The following is a 23,605-nucleotide window of genomic DNA, read 5'->3' as shown; positions in this document are numbered from 1 at the left end:
CTACGCTAAGGGCATCCTCGAAGCAGAAGTACGCCCGATGAGCCCAGGCACTACCCGCCCGCCCCGCCCCACCCACCGTCCGGAGCTGCTGCTGATCATCGGCAGTTGCGTCACGGTGCTGCTGATCATGCTGGTGGTCGCGGTGCTGCTGATTCGCGAACACGCCAACACGTTGCAGGCGGCCCAGCGCACGGCCAATAACATCACCCAACTGATCGACGCCGACGTGCTGCGCAACGTCGAGCTGTACGACTTGTCGATCAAAGGCCTGATCGCCGCCACCGAACGCACTGATTTGGCTGGGGTATCGGCCGGCATCCGTCACCTGGTGCTGTTCGACCGTTCCGAAGCGGCGCCCTACAAAGGCGACATCCTGTTGCTGGACAAGGATGGCAACGTGATCGCCGACTCAGCCCTGCAGACACCCAAATCCGCCAACTTCGCCGACCGCGACTACTTCCAGGCCCATCGGCAGAATCCCGACCTGGGCCTGTTCATCAGCCGGCCCTTCACGGCGCGCTGCGTGTGTGACGACCAATGGCGTATCGCTTTCAGCCGCCGGGTTTCCGGGCCGGATGGGCGATTCCTCGGCGTGGCCGTGGCCACCATGCGCCTGTCGTACTTTCAGCAACTGTTCCGCAGCCTGAATATCGGCAGCGACAGCACCATCAACCTGATCAACCAACAAGGCATCCTGCTGGCCCAGCAGCCGTTGCTGGAACGGGACATGATCGACAAGGACCTCAGCCAGCGGCCAAACGTCGCGCGCATATTGCACGAGCGCGACGGCAACTTTCGCGGCACCTCCAGTGTGGATGAGGAGCACCGCCTGTATACCTTCTCAACGGTGGGCGATTTACCGCTGATCGTCGTCGTGGGGCTGTCCACGAATGACATATTCGCCCCCTGGAAGCGCGCAGCACTGGTGATCAGCGGCGCCACCGGGATTTTGTGCATCGGCCTTTTGTGGCTGACCTGGATGCTCTGCATGGAACTGCGCAGGCGCCACCGTGCCGAACAGGTGCTGTCAGAACTGGCAGCCACCGACGCGCTTACCGGCCTGGCCAACCGCCGCACCCTGGACCAGCGCCTGCGCCTGGAATGGGACCGCGCCCAGCGTTCGGCCGAGCCGTTGACGGTGCTGATGATTGACGTGGACCACTTCAAAGCGTTCAACGACCGACATGGCCATCAAGGTGGCGACGAGGCACTGCGCACGGTGGCGCAGGTGATCGAGGGCAATATCCGCCGCCCGGCTGACCTCGCGGCTCGCTATGGCGGGGAAGAATTTGCAGTGGTGCTGCCGCATACCGACAGCCAGGGTGCACGCGTGATTGCTGAACATATCCGCAGCAGTGTCGAACACCTGCCGCGAGTGAGCGGGGATACGGTGCCGATTACCGTCAGCATCGGCCTCAGTACCTGGACCAAAAACAGCCGCACCACGCTGGAGGAATTACTGCTCAACGCCGACCAGGCGCTGTATGAGGCCAAGCATACCGGGCGTAATCGCGTTGTTGATGCCGGCGCTTTAAAGCCGTGACGCGAAGCGTCACAGGAGGCGTTACCACGCAGAGCGTGGGAACGATCAAAAAAAAGGCCACCCGAGGGCGGCCTTTAAAAACAAAAGGAAAGAGAGTTGTTACTTACACCGCCGCGACGGGACGCATGTAAGAGATCGGTGCGGTGCTGGCATCTTCGAAGGTCACGACTTCCCAGGCATCTGTCTGTGCAATCAGCTTGCGCAGCAGTTGGTTGTTCAGGGCGTGGCCAGACTTGAAGCCTTTGAACTCGCCTATCAGGCTATTGCCCAGCAGGTAGAGGTCACCGATTGCATCGAGGATCTTGTGCTTCACGAATTCGTCTTCATAGCGAAGGCCGTCTTCGTTCAGTACACCATCCGCGTCGACCACAATGGCGTTTTCAACGCTGCCGCCGAGTGCGAGGTTGTGCTTGCGCAGGTACTCGATGTCACTCATGAAACCAAAGGTACGGGCGCGGCTGACTTCTTTTACGAACGAAGTGCTGGAAAAATCCACGCTTGCACTTTGGGTGCGGTCACGGAATACCGGGTGATCGAAATCGATCTCAAAGCTCACTTTAAAGCCTTCGAACGGGACGAAGGTGGCGCGCTTGTCGCCGTCTTCTACTGTCACTTCCCGCAGAATGCGAATGAACTTCTTGGCTGCGTCCTGTTCTTCCAGGCCGGCAGATTGAATCAAGAATACGAAGGGTCCGGCGCTGCCATCCATGATCGGGACTTCGGACGCGGAGAGCTCGACGTAGGCGTTATCGATGCCCAGACCGGCCATGGCCGAGAGCAAGTGCTCCACCGTGTCCACTTTGACGTCACCGTTGACCAACGTGGTCGACATCGTGGTTTCGCCAACATTTTCCGCGCGAGCAGGTATCTGCACCACAGGGTCCAGGTCGGCACGAACAAACACGATGCCGGTGTCGACAGGTGCGGGCTTGAGGGTCAGGTATACCTTCTCCCCGGAGTGCAGACCTACACCTGTGGCACGGATAATATTCTTCAGGGTGCGTTGTTTAATCATGGCTTGGACCGCTTCAGCGCAAATTGCGAACTGGTATCAACAAAGGCTGGCGATAATAGCAGACCAGACCTTTGCTGAACACCAATCACCTTCATAGCCCTGATACATTCCATTAATCGGCCTGACGACGCAGGAAAGCCGGGATGTCCAGGTAGTCCAGGTCATCTTGCGGATTCGGGCTGCGGGATGCAGCAGCACCGGCCTGAGCCTGGTTGCGCATCACGGTCGGACGATCCAGGTCACGATAGTTCACAGACGGCAGTTCCTGGCGCGAAGGCGCTGGAGCGGCAGCTTGCTGGCTGGCGTGGCTGGTATGGACGGTGTTGTCGATGACCTTTACAGGCTTCTCGATTTTCGCACCCAGGCCGGTCGCAACAACGGTCACGTGCAGTTCGTCGCGCATGTCCGGATCGATAACGGTACCGACCTTGACCATGGCGTGCTCGGAAGCGAAGGCTTCGATGATGCTACCCACGTCGGAGTACTCACCCAGGGACAGGTCAGGACCGGCGGTGATGTTCACCAGGATGCCGCGTGCGCCTTGCAGGTTCACGTCTTCCAGCAACGGGTTGCGGATCGCCGCTTCGGTAGCTTCACGTGCACGGTTCGGACCGCTGGCGCAGCCAGTGCCCATCATCGCCATGCCCATTTCGCTCATCACGGTACGTACGTCGGCAAAGTCGACGTTGATCATGCCCGGACGCTTGATGATGTCGGAGATACCGCGAACGGCACCGGCCAGTACATCGTCAGCCTTGGCAAACGCAGACAGCAGGCTTGCGTCCTTGCCGAGGATGGTCAGCAGCTTCTCGTTGGGAATGGTGATCAACGAGTCGACGCTTTCGGACAGCAGACGGATGCCTTCATCGGCGATCTGCATGCGCTTGCGACCTTCGAACGGGAATGGACGGGTCACGACGGCAACCGTCAGGATCCCCATTTCCTTGGCCACTTCGGCAATGATCGGCGCAGCACCGGTACCGGTACCACCGCCCATGCCCGTGGTGATGAACACCATGTTGGTGCCTTGCAGCACTTCAGCGATGCGCTCGCGGTCTTCCAGGGCGGCTTGACGGCCGACTTCCGGATTCGCGCCGGCACCCAGGCCCTTGGTCACGGCTGTGCCCAATTGCAGGATGGTGCGTGCACCGATGCTTTTGAGGGCCTGGGCGTCAGTGTTGGCGCAGATGAATTCAACGCCTTCAATGTTGCTCTTGACCATGTGGTTGACAGCGTTGCCGCCGCCACCGCCGACGCCGATCACTTTGATGACCGGGCTTGCGGGGATGTTGTCTACGAGTTCGAACATTTTCCCTCTCCTTTCATTTCTCTAGTTTTTTCGCCTACTACTTGAAACGGTGTTGCGGTAAATCTTTAGAAATTGCCTTTCACCCAAGCCTGCAACCGCTCGAACAACGGCGCTTTCGCTTCGTCGTCGCTTCTGTAGCTGTCGCGGTTGCTCGGGCCCGACAGGGAAATGCCGTCGGTCTGCTTTTGCAGCCCGTACAACAGCAAGCCCACACCGGTGGAATAAATCGGGTTGCGCACTACGTCGCCCAGGCCTTTCACGCCATGGGGCACGCCCAGGCGGACCGGCATGTGGAAGATTTCCTCGGCCAGTTCGACCGCGCCTTCCATCTTCGAGGTGCCACCGGTCAGCACGATGCCGGCCGGGATCAAATCTTCGTAGCCGCTGCGACGCAGTTCAGCCTGGATCAGGGTGAACAGTTCGTCGTAGCGCGGCTCGACCACTTCGGCCAATGCCTGGCGCGACAGTTCGCGCGGTGGACGGTCGCCCACGCTTGGCACCTTGATGGTTTCACCGGCACCGGCCAGCTTGGCCAGGGCGCAGGCGTAACGGATCTTGATTTCTTCGGCGTACTGGGTCGGTGTGCGCAACGCCATGGCGATGTCGTTGGTCACCTGGTCACCGGCAATCGGGATCACGGCGGTGTGACGAATCGCACCCTCGGTGAAGATCGCGATGTCCGTGGTGCCGCCGCCGATGTCCACCAGGCACACGCCCAGTTCTTTTTCGTCGTCGGTCAGTACCGAGTAAGCCGAAGCCAACTGCTCGAGAATGATGTCGTCGATTTCCAGGCCGCAGCGGCGCACGCATTTTTCAATGTTCTGTGCAGCGTTGACGGCGCAGGTCACCACGTGAACCTTGGCTTCCAGACGTACGCCCGACATGCCCAGGGGCTCGCGAACGCCTTCCTGGTTATCGATCACGTAGTCCTGCGGCAGGGTGTGCAGCACGCGCTGGTCAGCCGGGATCGCCACGGCTTGCGCTGCGTCGAGTACCCGCTCCAGGTCAGCCGAGCTGACTTCGCGGTCGCGAATCGCCACGATGCCGTGGGAATTCAGGCTGCGGATGTGGTTGCCGGCAACGCCGACAAATGCCGAGTGAATCCGGCAACCGGCCATCAGCTGCGCTTCTTCGATGGCGCGCTGGATCGATTGCACGGTGGATTCAATATTTACCACCACGCCCTTCTTCAGGCCCCGGGACGGATGCGTGCCGATTCCGACGATTTCCAGCGTGCCGTCGTCCGCGACCTCGCCTACCAGCGCCACCACCTTGGAGGTGCCGATATCCAGACCGACGATCATTTTGCCGCTTTGCACGTTTGCCATGGGTCCTGCCTCTTCTTAATTCTTCGCGACAGCAGGTTGCGCTGCCGTGGGCGCCGCAGGGGCCCGCCAGCCGACGGCAAGGCCGTTGGCGTAACGCAGGTCGATGCTCGCAATGTTCGTAATCTGTTCTTTCAAGGTCTTTTCATAGATGGCGATAAAACGGCGCATCTTTTCCACCAGGTTGCCGCGTCCCAGCAACAACTCGATGCCCGGGCCGGAACTGCCTGCACCCGTGGTCAAAAACCAGCTGCCCCGCTCGCGCAATTCCAGTCGCGCAATCGAGAAGCCCAAGGGCCGCAGCATCTGGCTCAACGCCTGGTACTGCTGCATCACTTGCTGCTGCGCCCGCTGCGGTCCGAACAACTGCGGCAGGTGCTCGTAATTCGCCACTTCGCGAGGTGCAAACGCCTGGCCCTGGTTGTTCAACAGCGCACCATCACCCCAACGGGCCACGGGCAGTTGTTCTTCCAGGCGGATCGTCACTTGATCCGGCCACACGCGACGTACTTCGGCGTGGGCAATCCATGGCATCTGTTCCAGCTCGGAGCGCATGCCTGCCAGGTCGATGGTGAAGAAGCTCGACGCCACAAACGGGGCGATTCGCTGCTGCACGGCTTGCTGGCTGATGTAGCTCAAGTCACCCTGCACGCTGATCTTGGTGATCGGCCGGTCGGCATACGGCAGCAGGCGCTGGGCGCCTTCATACGTACCGAACCCCAGGGCCACCAGGATCACCGGCCAGAACAGCGCCTTGAGAAAACCAAAGTTGGCTTTCGGCATGCGCGCCGACATCGGCTCTTTAGCCACCATTCGGCTGGCACCACGCGGCACCGGCTTGCGGCCGGGAGCGGGTTGCTGATGACGAAGCGATGCGCCGTTCATGGTCTTAGCCTCGTGGCTCTATGCTTGCTGCCAGGATCGCCAGCACCAACTGCTGGAAATCCAGGCCGGCGGCACGAGCGGCCATGGGTACCAGGCTGTGGTCGGTCATCCCGGGTGCAGTGTTGACTTCCAGGAACCAGAAGTTCCCCTGGTCATCCTGCATCACGTCTGCCCGCGCCCAACCGGCGATACCCAGCGCCTCACAGGCTTTCGCCGTGAGGTCCATCAATTCCTGTTCCTTGGCTGCGTCGAGGCCGCACGGGATCCGGTACTGGGTATCGGATGCCACATACTTGGCGTCGTAGTCGTAAAAGGTGTGGGGCGTGCCCAATGCGATGGGCGGCAATACCTGGCCACGCAGAGTAGCGATGGTGAACTCGGGACCTTGAATCCACTGTTCCACCAACACTTGCGAATCGTAGGTACTGGCCGCTTTCCATGCGTCAATCAATTCGGCGGCTGAGTTCACTTTAGCCATGCCGATACTGGAGCCTTCATGGGCTGGTTTGACGATCAAAGGCAGGCCCAGTTCCTTGGCTGCAGAAATACAATCGTCTTCGCTGCACAGCACGCTGTGACGCGGGGTCGGAATACCCAGGCTGTGCCACACCTGCTTGGTGCGCAACTTGTCCATGGCCAGGGCCGAAGCGAGGATGCCGCTGCCGGTATACGGAATGCCCAGGCACTCCAGCAGGCCCTGCATGCTGCCGTCTTCACCGCCACGGCCGTGAAGAATGATGAAGGCGCGGTCGATCTTCTCGGCCTGCAGGCGCGACAGGAAGTCATCACCCACGTCGATGCCGAACGCATTCACACCGGCACTTTGCAGCGCTTCCAGCACGGCATTGCCGGACTTCAGCGACACTTCACGCTCAGCGCTCTTGCCACCGAACAGCACCGCAACCCGGCCGAAGTCGGCAGGTTGAATGGTCGAGAACAGGGAGCCGTAGTCAGTGGTCATTTCGACTTCCCCTGTGCGGCGGCAAACAGCGGGCTTGCCAGCAATTTAGGGGCGAGGCCACCGATGTCACCGGCACCCTGGCACAGCAGGATGTCGCCGGCACGCAGCAGCGGCTTGACGATCGGCGCCAGGTCCACACCACGCTCGATGTAGATCGGGTCCAACTGGCCGCGTTGACGGATGCTGTTGCACAGCTTGCGGCTGTCGGCACCCGGGATCGGTTCTTCACCGGCCGGGTAGACTTCCATGAGCAGCAACACGTTGGCATCCGCCAGCACATTGACGAAATCGTCGTACAGGTCGCGGGTACGGCTGTAGCGGTGCGGCTGGTACACCATCACCAGGCGGCGTTCCGGCCAACCACCGCGTACGGCCTTGATCACCGCTGCCACTTCGGTCGGGTGGTGACCGTAGTCGTCCACCAGCATCACGTTGCCGCCGTCCACCGGCAGTTCGCCGTAGACCTGGAAGCGACGGCCCACGCCGGCAAAACCCGACAGGCCTTCGACGATGGCTTCATCGCTGACGCCTTCGTCGGAGGCGATGCAGATGGTCGCCAGGGAGTTGAGTACATTGTGGTTGCCCGGCATGTTTACCGAGACATCCAGCGGCTCGCGGTCAGGACGCAGCACGGTGAAGAAAGTCTGCATGCCTTGCTGGCGCACATTGATCGCGCGCACGTCACAGTCTTCGCTGAAGCCGTAGGTCACGGTCGGACGCTTCACCAGCGGCAGGATTTCGCGCACCACCGGATCGTCCAGGCACACCACGGCCAGACCGTAGAACGGCAGGTTGTGCAGGAACTCGACGAAGGTTTTCTTCAGTTTGTTGAAGTCACCGTCGTAGGTCGCCATGTGGTCGGCGTCGATGTTGGTCACCACGGCCACCAGCGGTTGCAGGTGCAGGAAGCTGGCGTCGCTTTCATCGGCTTCGGCGATCAGGTAACGGCTGGTCCCCAGTTGTGCATTGGTGCCGGCTGCATTCAGGCGGCCACCGATGACGAACGTCGGGTCCAGGCCACCGGCGGCGAACACCGAGGCGATCAGGCTGGTGGTGGTGGTCTTGCCGTGGGTACCGGCGACGGCGATGCCGTGGCGGTAGCGCATCAGCTCAGCCAGCATTTCGGCACGCGGCACTACGGGAATGCGGCGTTCAAGCGCGGTGGCCACTTCCGGGTTGGAGGTGTTCACAGCGCTGGAGACCACCAGCACGTCGGCTTCGGCAGCGTTCTCGGCGCGGTGGCCGATAAAGATTTTTGCGCCAAACGATTCCAGGCGCTCGGTGACCGGCGACATTTTCAGGTCGGAGCCGGACACCTGGTAACCCAGGTTCAGCAACACTTCGGCGATCCCGCACATGCCCACGCCGCCGATACCGACGAAGTGGATGCGACGGATGCGGCGCATTTCCGGTTGCGGCATGGCTTTCTGATTCTCAACCATGGGCCACCTCCAGGCAGATATCGACCACGGTGCGGGTTGCGTCAGGTTTGGCCAGGCGGCTTGCGGTGCTCGCCATGCTGTTCAGTCGTTCCGGTTGCATCAAAACCTCGGTCAGGCGTGCGGCCAAATCGGCGGCGCCAGTCGTTCTTTGCGGCAGCAGGAAGGCAGCGCCCTCCCCGGCCAAATATTCGGCGTTGCGGGTCTGGTGATCGTCGATCGCGTGGGGCAAAGGCACCAGCAAGGACGGCAAACCGGCGGCGGCCAGTTCACTGACGGTCAACGCACCTGCGCGACAGACCACCAGGTCGGCCCAGCCATAGGCTTGGGCCATGTCTTTGATGAAGGGCTGCACATTCGCCTCCACACCCGCATCGCGATAACGCGTGGTGGTCACTTCATCGTGGTTCTTGCCGGCCTGATGGAAGATCTCCGGGCGCAGCTCCACGGGGAGTTGCGACACCGCTTCAGGCAGCAATTTGTTCAACGGTTCGGCGCCCAGGCTTCCGCCCAGGATCAACAGGTGCGCCTTGCGACCGGCCAATGGCTGGCGGGCGATGTCCATGAACAGTTCGGTACGCACCGGGTTGCCGGTGGTACGCAACTTGTCCGCGGCACCAAAGGTCTTCGGAAACGCCTCGCATACCCGTGCAGCCAAGGGCACCAGCAGGCGGTTGGCAGTGCCGGCCACGGCATTCTGCTCGTGGACGATCACTGGCACGCCGGCGAGTCTTGCCGCAACACCGCCCGGGCCGGTCACGTAGCCACCAAAGCCCAGCACGCACACCGGCTTCACTTCGCGGATCACCTTGCGCGCTTGCCACACGGCCTTGAGCAACACGAACGGCGCCTTCAGCAGGGACAATTTGCCCTTGCCACGCAAGCCGGTGACGTTGATCAAATGCAGCGGCAAGCCGGCATTCGGTACCAGATCGTTTTCGATGCCGCGCGGCGTACCGAGCCAATGCACGGTGTAGCCACGATTCTGGAACTCACGGGCACAGGCCAGCGCCGGGAACACGTGGCCACCGGTGCCGCCTGCCATGATCAGCACGTTAGCGCCCATGGTTCGGCTCCTCGGCGAAGTCGCTTTCGCTGAACTCCATCTCTTCGCTGCCCAGGTGGGTCCGACTCTCCCACTCGATACGCAGCAACAACCCGAGACAGGCGCAGCAAATCACCAACGAGCTGCCGCCGTAGCTGAGGAACGGCAAGGTCAGGCCCTTGGTCGGCAGCAGGCCGACGTTCACCCCGATGTTGATCAGGAACTGGCCGATCCACAGGAACGACAAGCCGTACGCCACGTAGGCGGCGAAATATTGCTTGGCCTTTTCGGCCCACAAGCCGATGTACATGCCGCGAACACACACGAACACGAACAGCGCGACGGTGCACAGCGAACCGACCACGCCCAGCTCTTCGGCGAGTACCGAGAACACGAAGTCGGTGTGGGCTTCCGGCAGGTAGAACTGCTTCTGCACGCTATTGCCCAGGCCCACGCCCAGCCACTCACCGCGACCGAAGGCGATCAACGCCTGGGTCAACTGGTAGCCGGAACCGAACTGATCGGACCACGGGTCGGTAAAGGTAATCAGACGGGCCATCCGGTAGGGTTGCGCCTGCACCAGAATGGTCACGGCGGCCACCGCCAGCACCACCATCAAGGTGAAGCGGAACAGGCCGACGCCACCGAGGAACAGCATCGCCGCCGCCGCCCCCATCATTACAACGGTGGCACCGAAGTCCGGCTCCATCAGCAACAGGCCGGCCATGGGCAGCAGCACGATGAACGGCTTGAAGAAGCCCATCCAGCTTTCGCGTACTTCTTTCTGGCGCCGCACCAGGTAGCCGGCGAGGTAGATCACCACGAACACCTTGGCGATTTCCGACGGCTGCACGTTGAACGCACCGAAGCCGATCCAGCGCATCGAGCCGTTCACCTCACGCCCGATGCCGGGCAGGATCACCATCACCAACAGGCCGAAGGCGCCCACCAGCATCAGCCAACCCAGGCGCTGCCAGGTGGCGATCGGGATCATCATGGTGACGATGCATGCGCCAAGGCCAATCACCAGGTACACCAGGTGACGGATCATCATGTACAGGGTGTTGCCCGATTGCACCGCGGCCACTTCCGAGGAGGCCGAGGTGATCATCACCAGGCCCAGGCCCAGCAACGCGAGGCAACCGGCAAGCATCGGGAAATCAAGGTCGATACCGCGCCCGGTAATGATCGGCGACGGGTACGGCTTGATGATGTTACGGAAATTGATACTCATGCCAAGGCCTCCACGGCGCGGGCGAACAGCTGGCCGCGCTCTTCGTAGTTCTTGAACATGTCGAAACTGGCGCAGGCAGGCGACAGCAGCACCACGTCGCCCGGCTGAGCCAAGGCTTTGGATTGGGCGATGGCATCGTCCAGGGACTGCGCGCGCACCTGCGGTACGGCGTCGCCCAGGGCATCGGCGATCAGGCCGGAATCACGGCCCATCAACACCACGGCGCGGCAGTTGGCGGCGACCGGGCCTTTAAGGTCCTTGAAGTCGGCACCCTTGCCGTCGCCACCGGCGATCAGCACGACCTTGCCCTGAATGTCGGCACCCAAGCCTTCGATGGCAGCGAGTGCCGCACCGACGTTGGTGGCCTTGGAATCGTTGTAATAGCCAACACCAGCCAGCTCGCGAACCCACTGGCAGCGATGCTCAAGGCCGGCAAAGCTGCGCAGGGCCGAGAGCATGGCGTCGAACGGCAAGCCAACTGCGTGACCGAGCGCCAGCGCCGCCAGGGCGTTGGCCTGGTTGTGGGCACCACGGATTTTCAGTTCGCGCACCGGCATCAGGTTCTGGAATTCGAAGGCCAGGTATTTCTCGCCGTTCTCTTCCCGAAGGCCGAAGGCCTTGAAGTCAGGCTTGTTCAGGCCGAAGGTCCAGCACGGCAGACCTTCGCCGATCAGCGGACGGCTCAGGGCATCCTGACGGTTCACCACCACTTGCCGCGCGCCACGGAAGATCCGGTGCTTGGCCAGGTGATACGCCGGCAGGCCGCTGTAGCGGTCCATGTGGTCCTCGCTGACGTTAAGCACGGTGGCCACCTCGGCGTTGAGCTGGTCAGTGGTTTCCAGCTGGAAGCTCGACAGCTCCATCACGTACAGCTCGACGTCGTCGTTGAGCAGGTCCAGCGCCGGCGTGCCGAGGTTGCCGCCCACGGCCACGCGCTTGCCGGCCGCAGCCGCCATCTCGCCCACCAGGGTGGTCACGGTGCTTTTGGCATTGGAACCGCTGATGGCCACGATCGGCGCCTTCGCGTTACGCGCGAACAGCTCGATGTCGCCGGACAACTTCACGCCACGGGCCGCCGCCGCTTGCAGGGCCGGGGTCGCCAGGGCCAGGCCGGGGCTCACGTAGAGCTCATCGGCACGGCACAGAAACTCGACATCCAGCTCGCCACAACGCACTTCCACGTGCGGGTAGTCACGGCGCAGCGTGACCAGCTCCGGTGGATTTTCCCGCGTATCGGCCACGGCAAACGACGTGCCCCGGTTCGCCAGGAAGCGAACCAGGGACATGCCGCTCTTGCCGAGGCCGACAACGATGCGGAAGTGGTCTGAAGCGATCAGGGACACTCGTTTCTACCTCAGTTTCAGGGTGGCAAGGCCAAACAGAACCAGAATCACGGTGATAATCCAGAAACGGACAATCACCCGCGGCTCAGGCCAGCCCTTGAGTTCAAAGTGGTGGTGAATCGGCGCCATGCGAAATACTCGGCGCCCGGTCAATTTGAAGGAGGCAACCTGGATCACCACCGACAGGGTTTCCATCACGAACACACCGCCCATGATGAACAGGACGATTTCCTGGCGGACGATCACCGCGATGGTGCCCAGGGCCGCGCCCAGCGCCAGTGCGCCAACGTCGCCCATGAAGACTTGTGCGGGGTAGGTGTTGAACCACAGGAAGCCCAGGCCCGCACCGATCAACGCGCCGCAGAACACAATCAGTTCGCCTGCGCCCGGTACATACGGGATCAGCAGGTATTCAGCGAATTTCACGTTACCCGACAGGTAGCAGAAGATGCCGAGGGCACCGCCCACCATCACCGTCGGCATGATCGCCAGGCCGTCGAGGCCGTCCGTCAGGTTGACCGCGTTGCTGGAGCCGACGATCACGAAGTAGGTCAGCACCACGAAGCCGACGCCCAGTGGAATGCTGGCGTCCTTGAGCATCGGGATGATCAGGGTGGTTTCCACCGCGCTTGGCGCAGTCATGAACAGGAAGATCGCCGCGCCGAGGCCGAACACCGACTGCCAGAAATACTTCCAGCGGCTAGGCAGCCCCTTGGAGTTCTTCTCGATCACCTTGCGGTAGTCATCTACCCAACCGATGGCGCCGAACAGCAGGGTCACCAGCAGCACGGTCCAGACATAACGGTTATGCAGGTCAGCCCACAGCAGCGTACTGATGCCGATGGACGACAGGATCAACGCACCGCCCATGGTCGGGGTGCCGGACTTGGACAGGTGCGACTGCGGGCCGTCGTTGCGCACGGACTGGCCGATTTGCAGGTTTTGCAAGGTACGGATCATCCATGGCCCGAGGAACAGCGACAACGACAGCGCGGTCAGCACACCCAGGATCCCGCGCAGGGTCAGGTACTGAAAGACCGCGAAGCCTTTGTGGAACTGTTGCAGATACTCAGCCAGCAGCAGCAGCATTAATGTTTCTCCGTACTTGAGCCACACAAGGCCGCGACGACGTTTTCCATCACCGCGCTGCGCGATCCCTTGATCAAAATAGTGGTGTGTTTGTCTTGTTCAGCCGCACTCAGTGCCTGGATCAGTTCGGCCTGGCTGGCGAAATGCCTGGCGCCCGGCCCGAAGGTGTCCACGGCGTGCAGCATGTTCGGGCCAACGGCGTACAGGGCATCGACCTTGCCGGCGGCGTACGCGCCGACTTCACGGTGAGACTGTTCAGCCCACTCGCCCAGCTCGGCGATATCCCCCAGCACCAGCACCTTGCGACCGTCGAAGCTGGTCAGCAGGTCGATGGCGGCACAGATCGAGGACTGGTTGGCGTTGTAGGTGTCATCAATCACGCGCATGCCGTTGCTGGCCAATTGCGCGACGGTACGGCCCTTGACCGGTTGCACGGCACCAAGGCCGGTGGCGATGCCAAACAACGACACGCCCAGCACGTGGGCGGCGGCGGCGGCAGCCAGGGCATTGGCGACGTTGTGGTTGCCCAGCAGGTTCAGTTGTACGTGCTCGTCACCTTGCGGGGTATGCAGGGTGAAGGACGGGCAGCCACGGGCGTCGGCCTTGATATTCGAGGCATGGAAATCGGCAGCGGCGTTGTGCACCGCGAAGCTCAACACCTTGCGACCGGCGGCACGTACACGCCAGGTTTCGAAGGCCTTGTCATCGAGGTTCAGCACGGCAGTGCCGGATGCGTCGAGGCCTTCGATGATTTCGCCCTTGGCTTCGACGATCTTTTCAGGGCCGCCAAACTCGCCGACGTGGGCAGTACCGGCGTTGCTGATCACCGCGACATGAGGCTTGGTCATGGCCACGGTGTAGGCGATTTCGCCGATGCGCGAAGCACCCAGCTCAATGACGGCCGCCGTGTGTTCCGGGGCCAGTTCGAGCAGGGTCAGCGGAGCGCCGAAGTCATTGTTCAGGTTGCCACGGGTCGCCAGGACCGGGCCGCGCGTGCGCAGGATGCCGGCCAGCAGCTCCTTGACCGTGGTCTTGCCGCTGGAACCGGTGATCGCCGCAACAGGCTTGGTGAAGGCGGCACGGTTCAGCGCCCCCAGTTGGCCGAGGGCCAGGCGGGTGTCGGCGACCAGCAATTGTGGCAGCGTAGAGTCAGCGACTTCGCGCTGCACCAGAGCGCCGACAGCGCCTTTGGCAGCGACGTCATTCAGGTAGTCATGGCCATCGAAGCTCGGGCCGGCCAAGGCGACAAACAGTTGCCCGGGCTTGATCGTCCGGCTGTCGATGCTGACGCCATCAAAGCTGCAATCAGCCGACAGCACGCGGGCCGACAAGGCCTGGGTCAGTTCGCTGAATTTAAGCGGCTTAAGCATGGGCCACCTCCCACGCGGTCAGGGCGTGATCAGCCTCGACCAGATCGGAGAAGGCGTGGCGTTCGCCGTTGATTTCCTGATAGTCCTCGTGACCTTTACCGGCCAGCACCACCACGTCGTCAGCACTTGCGCCGGCGATCAATTGGGCGATGGCTGCACCGCGACCGGCAACGAACGTCGCCTTGGACGCGTCTTTAAAGCCGACACGAATGTCATCGAAAATCTGGCTTGGGTCTTCGCTGCGCGGGTTGTCGTCAGTCACGAGCACACCGTCGGCCAGGCGCTCGACGATTTCCGCCATCAGCGGGCGCTTGCCGCGATCGCGGTCACCGCCACAGCCGAACAGGCACAGCAATTTACCCTTGGCGTGGGCGCGCAGGGCCTGCAGGATTTTTTCCAGGGCGTCCGGCGTGTGGGCGTAATCGACCACCACCAGCGGCTGGGTGCCGCCGCCGAGGCGCTGCATGCGACCGGCCGGGCCTTCGAGCTTCGGCAACACCCGCAGGATTTCGTCGAGGGCGTAATCCAGGCCAAGCAAGGCACCCACAGCGGCCAATACGTTGCTCAGGTTGAAACGCCCGAGCAAGGTGCTGCGCAAATGGTGCTCGCCCTGCGGCGTAACCAGCGTGGCGCGCACGCCTTCGTCGTCAAAGGTGGCTTCACGGCAATACAGGTAGGCGCTGGAGTCTTCCAGGCTGTAGCTGATCAGGCGGCCGTCGCCTTTGGCGGCGGCCAGTTGGCGACCGAATTCGTCGTCCAGGTTGACCACCCGGCACTTCAGGTCATTCCAGGCAAACAGCCGGGCCTTGGTGGCGGCGTAGGCCTCCATGGTCCCGTGGTAATCCAGGTGATCGCGGGACAGGTTGGTCATCACCGCCACGTCGAACGCCAGGGCAGTCACGCGCCCCTGGTCCAGACCGTGGGACGAGACTTCCATGGCAACCGCCTTGGCACCGGCCTTTTTCAGGTCGGCCAGGGTCGCTTGCACGGCAATCGGGTTAGGCGTGGTGTGCAGCCCGCTTTGCAGCGCGCCGTAGAAACCGGTGCCCAGGGTGCCCACGATGCCGCAATGCTGACCCAGCAGGTCAAGCGCCTGGGCGACCAGTTGGGTCACGCTAGTCTTGCCGTTGGTACCGGTCACGCCCACCAGGTTCAGGGTGCGGCTCGGGTCGCCATAAAAGCGCCCGGCGATGTCCGACAATTGCGCAGCCAGGCCCTTGACCGGAATCAAAGGCACGTCGGTGATCGGCAGCACGGTGGCGCCTTCCACTTCATAGGCCACTGCCGCAGCGCCGCGTTGCAGCGCGTCGGCGATATGGTCACGGCCGTCGAACTTGCCACCCGGCACTGCCAGGAACAGGTCGCCGGCACGCACATTACGGCTGTCCAGGGTCAACTCGCGAATCAGCAGATCGCGGCCGGCGTGGGCAAAAATCTTGTTCAGGCTCAGAGACATCAGCCGCGCCCTCCATTGGCTTTTACAGCAGCGGCCGGCGGGCCGGCGTTCGCTTGTTGGGTAGCCGGCAGGTTGTCCGGCGTGATGTTCATCAGGCGCAACGTCCCGGACATCACCTTGCTGAACACCGGCGCCGATACCAGGCCACCGAAGTAACCGGCTTTGCTCGGCTCATCGATCACCACGACGATGGCGTAGCGCGGATCGCTCATCGGGCCGAAGCCTGCGAACAGCGAGCGGTAGGAGTTTTCGGCGTAGCCCTTGGTACCCACGGCGGTTTTACGCGCGGTACCGGACTTGCCTGCCACGTGATACGCCGGCACCTGGGCACGGAACACGCCACGTGGTGCTTCGATCACTTGTTGCAGCATGCCTTGCATGGTCTTCGCGACGTTTTCCGGGATCACCTGGGTCGCAGGCGGCGCCTCGTCCAGGTGGATCAGGCTCAGCGGCACCATGCGGCCGTTGTTGGCCAGCACCGAGAAGGCGTGGGCCAGTTGGATGGCTGTTACCGACAGGCCATAACCGTAGGAAAGCGTGGCGGTCTCGGCTTTTTTCCAGTCACGGTAGTTCGGCAGGTTGCCCACACGTTCGCCCGGGAAGTCCAGGCCGGTGGGTTGCCCCAGGCCGACTTTCTGCGCGAGGTGGTAGATGGCTTCGCCGCCGATATCGAAGGCGACTTTACTCATACCCACGTTACTGGAGTTGATCAGGATACCTGTCAAATCCAGCACCGGACCTTCGGTGCGCGACACGTCACGAATGGTGTATTTGCCCAGCTGCAATGTGCCCGGGTAAACCTCGACCTTATCGGCCGGTTTCCAGCGCCCGGTTTCCAGGGCGGCACTCATGGAAATGGCTTTCATGGTCGAACCCGGCTCGAACACGTCGATCATGGCGCGGTTGCGCATCATCGCCGGCTGCAGGTTGCGACGGTTATTCGGGTTGTAGGTCGGCTGGTTGACCATGGCGAGAATCTCGCCGGTCTTCACGTCCATGATCACCAGGCTGCCGGCTTTCGCACCGTTCTCGATGATCGCGTTACGCAGCTCACGGTTGGCCAGGTATTGCAGGCGCAGGTCAATCGACAACGCCAAGGGCTTACCGGCCTTGGCGTTTTTGGTGACCTGGACATCCTTGATCAGTCTGCCGCGCCGATCCTTGATGACCTGTCGTTTGCCGGGAACCCCGGCCAGCCATTCGTCGTAGGCGAGTTCCACGCCTTCGCGACCGTGATCATCAATGTCGGTGAAACCCACCATATGGGCGGTGGTTTCGCCGGCCGGGTAGAAACGCCGAAATTCCTCGATGCCGTAGACACCGGGGACTTTAAGGTCGAGTACTTGCTGGCCTTGTTCGGGGGTGAGCCCGCGAACCAGGTAGATGAATTCTTTATTGGCCTGGGCTTCGAGGCGTTCGCTCAGGGCTTTCGGGTCCTGGCCCAGGGCGGCAGCCAGTTCCGGCCATTTGTCCTTGGCGGTCTGCATTTCCTTGGCGTTGGCCCACAGGGTGGTCACCGGGGTACTGACGGCCAGGGGCTCGCCGTTACGGTCGGTGATCAGGCCGCGGTGTGCAGGAATCGGGATATGCCGCAGGCTACGGGCATCGCCCTGGCCGATCAGGAAGTCACGGTCCACCACTTGCAGGTCGATAATCCGCCAGGCAATCGCGCCCACCATCAGTGCCAGCAACCCCAGCACTACGCGGAAACGCCACGGGTAGAGTGCGCCCTCGAGTTTCATCATGGCGCCACCATGCGAACTTCTGCAGCGCCCGGGATGTGCATCTTCAGTTGTTCAGTGGCCAGCACTTCGATGCGGCTGTGGGCCGTCCAGGTACTTTGCTCGAGGATCAACCGGCCCCACTCCGCCTGCGCCTTGTCGCGCACGCTCAACTCCCCGTACAGGGTATTGAGCAGTTGGCGGTTGTAATGGGCGCTGTAGGACACCGCAATCGCGGACACCAGCACGCCAACAAATAGCAGCAACATAAAGAAGCTGCCGCCCGGGAGGGGCTTGGCGAAAAGCTTGCTCACCGCAACTTCTCCGCAACGCGCATGACAGCGCTACGGGCACGTGGGTTGGCCTTGAGTTCGGCTTCGGAAGCGAACTGCGCTTTGCCATGGATTTTGATTTTCGGCACAAAAGCTTCGTAACGCACCGGCAGGTTGCGCGGCAGGTTGTCGGACTCGCCCTTGACCAGGCGACGCATGAACAATTTGACGATGCGGTCTTCCAGGGAGTGGAAGCTGATCACCACCAGGCGACCGCCCACTTCCAGGGCTTCCAGGGCGGCTTCGAGGCCGGCTTCCAGGTCGCCCAATTCGTTGTTGACGTGAATACGCAGGCCCTGGAACGCACGGGTTGCCGGGTTCTTGCCCTTTTCCCATGCAGGGTTGGCGACTTTCAGCACTTCAGCCAGGTCGGCCGTGCGCTCGAACGGCTGGATTTCCCGGCGTTCGACCACGGCACGCGCCATGCGGCCAGCGAAGCGCTCTTCGCCGTATTCCTTGAACACACGGGTGATTTCTTCGTGGGGAGCGGTAGCGATGAACTGCGCGGCGCTGATGCCACGGCTTGGGTCCATGCGCATGTCCAGCGGGCCGTCGTTCATGAAACTGAAGCCACGCTCAGGGTCGTCCAGCTGTGGGGAAGACACGCCCAGGTCCAGCAGAACCCCGGCCACCTTGCCCGCCATGCCACGTTCGGCGACTTCTGCACCGAGTTCGGCAAAGCTGCGCTGCACAACGACAAAGCGGCCGTCTTCGGCCGCTAGCGCTTGCCCGGTGGCAATCGCTTGAGGGTCTTTGTCGAACCCGAGGAGCTTACCGTCCGGACCCAGCTGGCTGAGGATCAGCCGACTGTGCCCGCCCCTGCCGAAGGTGCCATCCAAATAGCAGCCATCCGCGCGTACGGCGAGAGCCTCAACGGCTTCGTCAAGCAGTACGGTGATGTGGTTAAAGCCGCTATCAATAGTCACAGGATCAAATCACGCAGTTCATCAGGCATGGCGCCCGGTTGTTGAATAGCAGCCAGGTCAGCTGCAGAAACAGCATCCCAGGCATCTTCGTCCCACAATTGGAACTTGTTCAGTTGGCCTACCAGCATCGCGCGCTTGTCCAATTTGGCGTATTCGCGCAGACGCGGTGGAACCAGGAAACGACCACTGCCATCGAGTTCGAGGTCGACGGCATTACCAATCAGCAAGCGTTGCAGGCGGCGGTTCTCTTCACGCAGTGAAGGCAGTGCACGCAACTTGGTTTCAATCAGCTCCCACTCATCGAGCGGGTACACACATAAACAGGGATCAACGGCATCGATGGTGATGATTAATTGCCCGGAACTTCGCGAAATGAGCTCGTCACGATACCGGCTCGGCATGGCGAGACGGCCTTTTGCATCGAGACTGATAGCGTTAGCTCCGCGAAACACAGATGCGTTTCTCCAAATTTTAGCGTTTTACGTTCAAAAAACCCACTTTGTGCCACTTTCCGCCACTTGCGCACACTATAGGAATGCGCCCACCACACCGTCAAGGCGCGGATTCAAGGAAAAGCCTTACAGAACGGAGATTTAGGAAGGTAAAGGGAGGAGAAACGAGAGTTTGACGGCGATTTTGACTCAACAACACCAAATAGCTCAAAGAGCTAAGGCTTAAAGTTAAAGTAATTTATTAAGAGTAAGATTTTTTCGGTATTACGAAGACGCATCTGCTGACGATTCAGCAGGGAGGGATTCTCGCGTTACTACCAGGTTCCTGCCCGAGATTCGGACAGAAGGAAAAAAGGTGGAGAGTCGATCTGTAAGCCGGGTTCTGTCTTGAACAGTCATTCGTCTACGATGGCCATCACTGGACATCTTTAGCAACCTACCCGGTCCCAGCGCGGGCCACGCCTTGGGACCCTATTTGGTCTTGCTCCAAGTGGGGTTTACCTAGCCACGAACTGTTGCCAGTCGTGCGGTGCGCTCTTACCGCACCTTTTCACCCTTACCGGTACCGAAGTACTTAGGCGGTTATTTTCTGTGGCACTTTCCGTAGGCTCACGCCTCCCAGGCATTACCTGGCACTTCGCCCTATGGAGCCCGGACTTTCCTCCCCCCTCTAATTTTCATAGAAGGCAGCGACTGTCCAATCGACTCTCCGCCGCGCAGGTTAACGGCACGGCGGCGTTAGAACAAGTATTAAAAGACACTAATGCCATCATGTTCAGACGGAGTGCAGGTTAGAACCCGGAACTATTCGCCCTTTTGTTTATCCAGCGCCACTTGATACAGGACGTTCTTGCGTACGCCGGTTATTTCCGCGGCCAATGCAGCGGCGCGCTTCAATGGCATCTCCTTGAGCAGCAGGTCAAGAATGCGCATTGCCTCGCTGCCCACGGCATCTTCGCTTTCCGGCGCCGACCAGCCGGCTACCAGCACTACGCACTCTCCGCGCTGCTGATTGCTGTCGCCCTCGACAAATTCGCGCAGTTCCTGCAGCGGCAAGCCCTTGAGGGTTTCGAAGGTCTTGGTGATTTCCCGCGCCAGCAGTGCCAGGCGATCGCCGCCGAACACCAGCTCCATATCCTGCAGGCACTCAAGGATGCGGTGCGGGGCTTCGTAGAAGATCAGCGTGCGTGGCTCTTCCTTTACCAGTTCCAGGCGCGCCCGGCGCCCGACGGCCTTGGCAGGCAGGAAGCCTTCGAAGATAAACCGGTCCGACGGCAAGCCGGCAGCAGACAATGCAGCAATCAGCGCGCACGCTCCCGGAACAGGCACTACATTGATACCAGCCGCCCGCGCCTGGCGAACCAGATGATAGCCAGGGTCGGAAATCAGCGGCGTACCCGCATCCGAGATCAACGCCACGTCATCACCCGCCAGCAAACGAGTGATAAAACGACTGCCTTCTTCACGTTCGTTGTGTTCGTGACAGGCGGCCAAGGGGGTCGGAATACCGAAATGCTGCATCAACCGCTGGGAGTGCCGAGTGTCTTCAGCCGCGATCAGTTTTACGTCGCGCAACACTTTCAGCGCACGCGCACTGATGTCGTCCAGGTTGCCAATGGGCGTCGCCACGACAAAAAGCGAGCCTGCAGTGGAATTCAAAGGACCTGGAGCAGTCAAAGCGCACACCTCGATGGTTGGCAAAAGCCACATTGTAGCGCGTAGACGCCTTGAATATATGCCCTCGGGGCGGGTTCGATTTCAGCCGCCTATTGGGTCCTGCAACATTTACACGACCTAAATAGACGGTTTCACGCCAGTAACATCGCGCCCCGGCCAGTGCTTGGGTACAATTCCACGCTAATTTGATCGGTATCAGGAACACTTACATGATCGCTTGCCTGCGGCTGTTCTCTGCCCTCTGCCTCGCTGCCCTGTTGGCGGCTTGCGCCAGCTCGCCCTCGTCCAGCCTTGGCGACCTCCCCCGGACTCCGGATGCCAGCATCGAGCAACTGCTCGAACAGGCGACTTCGGCCAAGACTCCGGAAAAAGCCGCGCTGTTGCGCTTGAGTGCGGCTGACCTGGCGTTCCACCAAAACAATCCGGGACGCTCGGCGCAGATTCTTGCCCAGGTGCCACTGGACGTCCTGAAACCGGCGGCGCAGGTATTTGCCAGCACCCTGTCGGCTGAACTGGCGATGGCCCGCAACCAGCCCAAGGCAGCGTTGACGGCCTTGAATCACCCGAGCCTGCAAAGCCTCAAGGAACTGCCGCCTGAACAGCAGATCCGCACGGGCACCGTGCATGCCCGCGCCTATGAGGCCGACGGCCAGACCCTGGCCGCCGCCCGCGAGCGCGTCGCCATGGCCCCGCTGCTGACGGGCGATGCCTACAACAGCAACCACGAAGCCATCTGGGCACTGATTGCCGCCTTGCCTGCCGATCAACTGCAAGCCAGCGGCAACCCGACGCTGGACGGCTGGATCAGCCTGGCCCAGGCAGTCAAGGGCGCCGGCACTCTGGAGCAACAGCAGGCGGCCATCGACACCTGGCGCGCCCAGAACCCTGGCCACCCGGCAGCCTCGCAATTGCCGCAGCCGCTGACCAAGCTCAAGGAACTGGCCAGCCAGCCGCTGAACAAGATCGCCCTGCTGCTGCCGCAGGAAGGTCCTCTGGCCGGCGTTGCCAAGGCGCTGCGCGAAGGCTTCATGGCCGCGCACTACCAGGCTGAACAAGCCGGGCAGAAGCCGCCGGTGATCGAGTTCTACGACAGCTCGCGCCTGACCTCCATCGACGACTTCTACGCCAAGGCCCAGGCCGCCGGCGTGCAACTGGTGGTCGGCCCGCTGGAGAAACCGCTGGTCAAGCAACTCAGCGCACGCCCGCAATTGCCGATCACCACCCTGGCCCTGAACTACAGCGAAGCCGACCAGAACCCGGCGCAACTGTTCCAGTTTGGCCTGGCCGCTGAAGACGAAGCCCGTGAAGTGTCCCGTCGTGCTCGCGCCGATGGCCTGCACCGCGCCGCCGCCATGGTGCCGAAAGGCGAATGGGGCGAGCGCGTCTACAAGGCATTCCGTCAGGATTGGGAAGCCAATGGCGGCACCGTGGTGGGCGTCGAGTACGTTGACCAGCCGGTAGCCCTGGCCCAGCAGATTGCCGACCTGTTCCAGCTGCGCAAGAGCGAAGGCCGCGCCAAGAGCCTGCAAAGCACGGTAGGTTCGGATGTTTCCGCCCAGCCATCGCGCCGCCAGGACATCGAGTTCATCTTCCTGGCCGTGACTCCGCAACTGGCCCAGCAGATCAAGCCGACCCTGAACTTCCAATACGCTGGCGACGTGCCGGTGTATGCGACGTCCCACGTGTTCAGCGCCAGTGGCGACAAGAACCAGTACCTGGACATGACCAACGTGATGTTCTGCGAAACCCCTTGGCTGCTGAACACCACCGACCCGCTGCGCAACCAGGTCGCTGCCCAATGGCCACAAGCCAACGGCAGCCTTGGCCGCCTGTACGCGATGGGTGTGGATGCCTACCGCCTGGCGCCGCGCCTGGGGCAGCTCAAGGCACTGCCGGACACTCGTGTCGACGGCCTGTCGGGCAACCTGGGTGTCAGCGCCAATCAGCGTGTCGACCGCCAGATGCCATGGGCGAAGTTCGTCGGTGGCGAGATCCAGCGCCTGCCTGATACCCCGCGCTGATGCCCGAGCGGTCAAGCGCACAAAGCGGCAAGGACGCCGAACTTCAAGCTCTCGAGTACCTGCAACAACAAGGTCTGCGCCTTCTGGCGCAGAACTGGTTATGCAAACGCGGCGAGCTTGATCTGGTCATGCTTGACGGCGATACAGTAGTATTTGTCGAAGTCCGCTACAGAAAACACGCACAATGGGGTGGCGCGCTCGCCAGTATCGACGGGCGCAAGCGCCAGAAGTTGATACTCGCCGCGCAGTTTTTCCTGCTCAAGGAGCGTCGCTGGGCCGATCATCCCTGCCGTTTCGATGTGGTTGCCATAGAAAGCACTCCCCGGGGAACAGCCGATCTGAACTGGCTGCAAGATGCCTTTGACAGCTGATTCGCCGGACATCTACACCGCACACTTTTGCTCTTTGCTTTGCGGGCTGCACATTCCTGTGCCAAACAGCCGCGCTACTTAAGGTCACACA

General features: G+C 61.6%; 20 protein-coding genes and 1 other RNA gene. 3 read left to right on the top strand and 18 right to left on the bottom strand.

Translation table 11 applies throughout. The features are described 5' to 3' along the window. Positions 1 to 37 precede the first annotated feature (37 nt). Positions 38 to 1,543: a diguanylate cyclase gene (locus tag HX839_RS12185; protein WP_177067085.1), complete on the top strand. Its 1,506-nt coding sequence runs from the start codon at positions 38 to 40 to the stop codon at positions 1,541 to 1,543. A gap of 103 nt (positions 1,544 to 1,646) precedes the next feature. Here the strand turns inward: HX839_RS12185 and lpxC are convergent, their stop codons facing one another. The 18 genes from lpxC to rsmI all read right to left on the bottom strand — a co-directional run bounded on the left by lpxC (position 1,647) and on the right by rsmI (position 21,155). After that, positions 1,647 to 2,558, bottom strand: coding sequence for a UDP-3-O-acyl-N-acetylglucosamine deacetylase (lpxC, locus tag HX839_RS12180; protein WP_003216227.1), 912 nt, complete (start codon positions 2,556 to 2,558; stop codon positions 1,647 to 1,649). A 112-nt stretch (positions 2,559 to 2,670) separates the two neighbouring features. Then, complete coding sequence (gene ftsZ, locus HX839_RS12175; protein ID WP_003216225.1) at positions 2,671 to 3,867, bottom strand: cell division protein FtsZ; 1,197 nt, start codon at positions 3,865 to 3,867, stop codon at positions 2,671 to 2,673. Positions 3,868 to 3,932: 65 nt separating this feature from the next. Next, the gene (gene ftsA, locus HX839_RS12170; RefSeq protein WP_003216224.1) at positions 3,933 to 5,195 is read right to left on the bottom strand and encodes a cell division protein FtsA; all 1,263 of its coding nucleotides are present in this window, start codon (positions 5,193 to 5,195) and stop codon (positions 3,933 to 3,935) included. Positions 5,196 to 5,210: 15 nt separating this feature from the next. Continuing rightward, complete coding sequence (locus HX839_RS12165) at positions 5,211 to 6,077, bottom strand: cell division protein FtsQ/DivIB (RefSeq protein ID WP_023659197.1); 867 nt, start codon at positions 6,075 to 6,077, stop codon at positions 5,211 to 5,213. Between the two features lie 4 nt (positions 6,078 to 6,081). After that, positions 6,082 to 7,038 (bottom strand): D-alanine--D-alanine ligase, encoded by a 957-nt coding sequence (locus tag HX839_RS12160; RefSeq protein ID WP_003216220.1) that lies wholly within the window; start codon positions 7,036 to 7,038, stop codon positions 6,082 to 6,084. Further along, the gene (gene murC, locus HX839_RS12155) at positions 7,035 to 8,480 is read right to left on the bottom strand and encodes a UDP-N-acetylmuramate--L-alanine ligase (RefSeq protein ID WP_003216219.1); all 1,446 of its coding nucleotides are present in this window, start codon (positions 8,478 to 8,480) and stop codon (positions 7,035 to 7,037) included. Before murC ends, HX839_RS12160 begins: the two co-directional genes overlap by 4 nt. Further along, the gene (gene murG / locus HX839_RS12150) at positions 8,473 to 9,543 is read right to left on the bottom strand and encodes an undecaprenyldiphospho-muramoylpentapeptide beta-N-acetylglucosaminyltransferase (protein ID WP_177067084.1); all 1,071 of its coding nucleotides are present in this window, start codon (positions 9,541 to 9,543) and stop codon (positions 8,473 to 8,475) included. The genes murC and murG overlap by 8 nt, the downstream gene beginning before the upstream one ends. Then, positions 9,533 to 10,756 carry a putative lipid II flippase FtsW gene (gene ftsW, locus HX839_RS12145; RefSeq protein ID WP_003216215.1) on the bottom strand — a complete coding sequence of 408 codons (1,224 nt, stop codon included), beginning with the start codon at positions 10,754 to 10,756 and terminating at the stop codon, positions 9,533 to 9,535. The genes murG and ftsW overlap by 11 nt, the downstream gene beginning before the upstream one ends. Beyond that, positions 10,753 to 12,099, bottom strand: coding sequence for a UDP-N-acetylmuramoyl-L-alanine--D-glutamate ligase (gene murD, locus HX839_RS12140; RefSeq protein WP_003216212.1), 1,347 nt, complete (start codon positions 12,097 to 12,099; stop codon positions 10,753 to 10,755). The genes ftsW and murD overlap by 4 nt, the downstream gene beginning before the upstream one ends. 6 nt (positions 12,100 to 12,105) lie before the next feature. Then, a complete protein-coding gene (mraY, locus tag HX839_RS12135; protein WP_008434230.1) occupies positions 12,106 to 13,188 on the bottom strand; it encodes a phospho-N-acetylmuramoyl-pentapeptide-transferase in 1,083 nt (360 codons plus the stop codon). Then, a complete protein-coding gene (murF, locus tag HX839_RS12130; RefSeq protein WP_177008739.1) occupies positions 13,188 to 14,558 on the bottom strand; it encodes a UDP-N-acetylmuramoyl-tripeptide--D-alanyl-D-alanine ligase in 1,371 nt (456 codons plus the stop codon). The genes mraY and murF overlap by 1 nt, the downstream gene beginning before the upstream one ends. Then, positions 14,551 to 16,014, bottom strand: coding sequence for a UDP-N-acetylmuramoyl-L-alanyl-D-glutamate--2,6-diaminopimelate ligase (locus HX839_RS12125; RefSeq protein ID WP_177067083.1), 1,464 nt, complete (start codon positions 16,012 to 16,014; stop codon positions 14,551 to 14,553). Before HX839_RS12125 ends, murF begins: the two co-directional genes overlap by 8 nt. Next, positions 16,014 to 17,756 carry a penicillin-binding protein 2 gene (locus HX839_RS12120; protein WP_166742205.1) on the bottom strand — a complete coding sequence of 581 codons (1,743 nt, stop codon included), beginning with the start codon at positions 17,754 to 17,756 and terminating at the stop codon, positions 16,014 to 16,016. The genes HX839_RS12125 and HX839_RS12120 overlap by 1 nt, the downstream gene beginning before the upstream one ends. Continuing rightward, on the bottom strand, positions 17,756 to 18,049 hold the full coding sequence (ftsL, locus tag HX839_RS12115; protein ID WP_003216203.1) for a cell division protein FtsL: 294 nt from the start codon (positions 18,047 to 18,049) through the stop codon (positions 17,756 to 17,758). The genes HX839_RS12120 and ftsL overlap by 1 nt, the downstream gene beginning before the upstream one ends. Beyond that, positions 18,046 to 18,993 (bottom strand): 16S rRNA (cytosine(1402)-N(4))-methyltransferase RsmH, encoded by a 948-nt coding sequence (gene rsmH / locus HX839_RS12110; protein WP_003216201.1) that lies wholly within the window; start codon positions 18,991 to 18,993, stop codon positions 18,046 to 18,048. The genes ftsL and rsmH overlap by 4 nt, the downstream gene beginning before the upstream one ends. Then, a complete protein-coding gene (gene mraZ / locus HX839_RS12105; protein ID WP_003171868.1) occupies positions 18,990 to 19,445 on the bottom strand; it encodes a division/cell wall cluster transcriptional repressor MraZ in 456 nt (151 codons plus the stop codon). Before mraZ ends, rsmH begins: the two co-directional genes overlap by 4 nt. A gap of 355 nt (positions 19,446 to 19,800) precedes the next feature. Beyond that, positions 19,801 to 20,154: RNase P RNA component class A (gene rnpB, locus HX839_RS12100), an RNA gene on the bottom strand. A gap of 95 nt (positions 20,155 to 20,249) precedes the next feature. After that, a complete protein-coding gene (gene rsmI, locus HX839_RS12095) occupies positions 20,250 to 21,155 on the bottom strand; it encodes a 16S rRNA (cytidine(1402)-2'-O)-methyltransferase (protein WP_177067082.1) in 906 nt (301 codons plus the stop codon). Positions 21,156 to 21,331: 176 nt separating this feature from the next. On the opposite strand from rsmI, the gene HX839_RS12090 reads away from it, so the two are divergent. Both HX839_RS12090 and HX839_RS12085 read left to right on the top strand, forming a co-directional pair. Next, positions 21,332 to 23,143, top strand: coding sequence for a penicillin-binding protein activator (locus HX839_RS12090; protein WP_017477693.1), 1,812 nt, complete (start codon positions 21,332 to 21,334; stop codon positions 23,141 to 23,143). Continuing rightward, on the top strand, positions 23,143 to 23,514 hold the full coding sequence (locus tag HX839_RS12085; protein WP_076014393.1) for a YraN family protein: 372 nt from the start codon (positions 23,143 to 23,145) through the stop codon (positions 23,512 to 23,514). The genes HX839_RS12090 and HX839_RS12085 overlap by 1 nt, the downstream gene beginning before the upstream one ends. Positions 23,515 to 23,605: the final 91 nt, after the last annotated feature.

This window comes from Pseudomonas sp. I8001 (assembly GCF_013385345.1).
Taxonomy (GTDB): Bacteria; Pseudomonadota; Gammaproteobacteria; order Pseudomonadales; family Pseudomonadaceae; genus Aquipseudomonas.
The sequence above is the reverse complement of the archived record's forward strand: the minus strand, read 5'-3'. Positions and strand labels throughout refer to the sequence as shown.